We start from the raw sequence: 3,278 nt of genomic DNA on the forward strand, positions 1-3,278 counted from the left end.
GAATTAATGCAGTTGTCGTTAAGGTAAGTGATGGACAAACAGTTCTTGACCCTCCTGCAAGTGTAAATATTAAAGATACCGAGCGTCAAAGGTCCATCATATGCTCACAAAAGAAGGGCGTAAAGTCAGCTTGAAACGGGTCCAGCGTTTAATGAAGGCTGCCGGCATTTATTCGATTGTGAGAAAAAAGTACCGTCCTCATTCCAATAAAGATAAGGTGGAAGACCACGATAACCTTGAACCAGGACTTTTCAACGACGACCATCAACGAGAAGTGGGTTACGGATATTACGTATATCCATACTCTAAAAGAAGGCTGGTACAACCGGAAACGGATTCATAGCTGTCTTGGTTACATGGCACCACAGGAAGTAGAAGATCGTATCAAAGGGGCATCATAAATCTTTGCATATAGTTACAAGCGTCTGCTTTACATGGAGTGGCGGGCGTGGTAGGCTGGTGCCTATGCGAAAGAAATCATGTGTCCCTTTCGCCCTTCGCAAAACACCACGTCCGCAGAGGCTCCATGTCAAGCAACTAAAGATTAAAGGAAAATATGGAATGGGATCATAATTTAAATTTCACTTTTCGGTGTCCAAAATATTGATTTAAATCCAGGGATCCACCTTACAAAATCGTTTTGTTCCTCGTGTACAACCCATTATCCCCCCCGTTAGTGGAAGTTAATCGTGTAAACGTCTTTACTGTTCCTAGACACATTGTTAGACCTATAAGAAGAAATGTTGTTACGTATAATCATTATCCTAGACGTCATTGGTGATTTACCGAAATGCCAATAATGAAGCACTTTCTATTCTATTACACTTGCCCTTTTTCAAAGTAATTCCATGCTTTGCCCTTTCTTTTACGCCAAAACCGCATATTTTATAGTATCTCCCGCAAAGGAGGTGATCATGATGTCAGATGGCGGATATGGCCACGGTTTTAATTTTGCTTTAATTGTAGTTCTGTTCATCCTACTGATTATTGTGGGAACATCTTACATGAGTGGCTACGGATACTAATCTTATAAAGATTAATTAGCCAACAACCTAACAGAGAAAATTAAACATTATAACCTCCGCTCGGTTACCTTCTTTACTGAAGCGTAAAATTCGCTTCTTTTTTTCTTTTTTGCAACAATATCCTTTTATACTTGCAGTCCTTCAAATTACTGTTGTGCAGCAAAATAACATCACCTGTTGAAATTGTTTAGTTTCATTAACATAACTCACAGATGATTTAACCTCTACGGAATCAGTCGATAGTGCAAGATTTTCAGCATTTAAATACAATTTTTATATACACCTGAATCCGTGAAGAAATTTTCACTCAACGTCAAACAATCAGCGTAAAATCTAGTATAATATGGACAATAACTCCATTTTAACCCATTCCACAATCAGGTGATCTCATGAAAAAATTGATAATTGAATATACAAATGAACGGGTTGTTGCCCAGTCTGGATTAGCGATTGTAGGAAATCTACTCAATCAAACGAATTTAGCTTCAAAGTTAAATGCCTATAAATTGCCGAATATTTCCCGTAACCCCGGCTGTTCCAATGGCGATGTTGCCAAGTCTTATATTGGCCTGCTTTGCCAGGGCAAAAGTGATTTTGATCATATTGAAGCATTCCGGGATGATGTCTTCTTTCAACTGGCTTTGGATATCCAAAGGGTTCCTTCCAGCCCGACCTTGAGGCAGCGCCTTGACCAGGCGGCCCTGAAAATTTCTTAAATGAAGGAGGTTTACCTCAAATCGAAACATTACAGGCAGCTTAGAATAAGAAAAAGTAATAGCTTTTGATTACCTGTTTCATTTTCAGAACAAACACCAATAGTGCAGAGCTGGAGCTTATTTATTCCGTTCGGGCAAACGACCCAGCAAAGGAGCATATCCGGCCTCCATCTCATGGATACGCAGGACGAAGGAATGTACGGACCTTGATCCGGAGAGATATAGGAGGGTGAGAGACCGTGAGTCGTGTGGAGATATTACGCACGGTTATATCCTTTTATTTACCAAACTTATCCAGTTCGGTCGTTAGGATGGGACATACCCTGTAAGAATATTCTGTATAAACCCGTTTGAAGGTGTGACAGCTATTTGGTGTAAATTAAACACCTATGAAATTTTGAGAATGAGTGAGTATTCAAGAGAAAACTTAACTTTATTGAAGGAGGTAATTCGTGAAAATAAAAAACAAATTGCCACAGTATAATGAAAGTCTACATTTTGAGTTGATTAAAAATGAATGGGTTCCAATAAAAGAACCTAAATATTTGATAAGTGCTATTTTTTTATCTTTTCCTTTAATGATTATCAATGCACTTATCTCTGTTGGGATAATAAATATTTTTTCAAATGTATCATTGAAGGAATTTGGAATAGAACCTAATTCTATTTCATTTACCATTAACTTAGGAAGTATTTTCTTTATAATGTTACTTATAATTTTTCATGAATTACTTCATTTGATATTCATACCCAATTTTATTAAATCAGAAAATACATTTATTGGGCTTACTTTGTTTGGGGTGTTTGTAGCCACTGAAGAAAATATTCCAAAATCAAGATTTTTACTGGTTACAATAGCCCCATTCATAATCATCTCAGTTATTTTGCCAATAATATTAGGTTTTTGTGGGCTATTAACTTCAACATTAAAATTTTTGATTATACTAAACTCTTTAGCTTCATCGGTAGATATACTCTATCTTCTTCTGATAATTAAACAAGTTCCTAAGAATGGAATTTTAAAAAATAACGGACATAAGACGTATTGGAATAATAAACAAAGGGGCTGTCCCAAAAGGCAGTAATCTGGCTGAAGGGGCGCCCCTTTCTTTGTGAAAAAATTATTATCGTTGGTTGTTGATGATCGCGAAATTCACTCGCTTTCCGCACGTGTCGCGAGCCTCCTCGCTTGTTCCTCACGTCACTCGCTGCGGGGTCTCTTCTTGCTCGCTTTTCCCGCAGGAGTCTCGTAAATTTCGCGATCATCAACGTGCAATAGACGAAGTAAGTACAAAAAAAACCGCCTTTTCCATTATAATATTTATAATATAATGTAGGTGTCGAACAAACATTGAATGGAGGCGGTTTTTTTGAGTAACTATTCAGCTACCTTTATTGATTATAACATGGGACAACTCATTCTGCCATGGATTTCAGTGACATGATTCCAAAAGGCCATGTAGCCCGCGTTGTTAAGGATATGGTAAATCAAATCAGCGATGACTTCTTCTTCTCGTAATATAAAGGCGGAGGCCGC

General features: G+C 37.8%; 3 protein-coding genes and 1 pseudogene. All 4 read left to right on the forward strand.

Features of this window, described 5'->3' with window-relative positions; translation table 11 throughout:
* Positions 1-73 precede the first annotated feature (73 nt).
* Positions 74-320, forward strand: a pseudogene (locus BpJC4_RS15510) (IS3 family transposase); the annotation flags it as partial.
* Positions 321-917: 597 nt separating this feature from the next.
* Positions 918-1,025 (forward strand): YjcZ family sporulation protein, encoded by a 108-nt coding sequence (locus BpJC4_RS15520; protein ID WP_151680712.1) that lies wholly within the window; start codon positions 918-920, stop codon positions 1,023-1,025.
* A 389-nt stretch (positions 1,026-1,414) separates the two neighbouring features.
* Positions 1,415-1,741, forward strand: a complete 327-nt coding sequence (locus tag BpJC4_RS15525) for a hypothetical protein (RefSeq protein WP_253694041.1) — start codon at positions 1,415-1,417, stop codon at positions 1,739-1,741.
* Between the two features lie 452 nt (positions 1,742-2,193).
* Positions 2,194-2,826: a DUF3267 domain-containing protein gene (locus BpJC4_RS15530; RefSeq protein ID WP_151681980.1), complete on the forward strand. Its 633-nt coding sequence runs from the start codon at positions 2,194-2,196 to the stop codon at positions 2,824-2,826.
* The last annotated feature ends 452 nt before the right edge of the window (positions 2,827-3,278 follow it).

The sequence above is a fragment of the Weizmannia acidilactici genome (assembly GCF_008974185.1).
Taxonomy (GTDB): domain Bacteria; phylum Bacillota; class Bacilli; order Bacillales; family Bacillaceae_C; genus Weizmannia; species Weizmannia acidilactici.

Coding starts and splice junctions, on each gene's coding strand:
- BpJC4_RS15520 (WP_151680712.1), top strand. CDS start 918: ATGTCAGATGGCGGATATGGCCACGGTTTTAATTTTGCTTTAATTGTA.
- BpJC4_RS15525 (WP_253694041.1), top strand. CDS start 1,415: ATGAAAAAATTGATAATTGAATATACAAATGAACGGGTTGTTGCCCAG.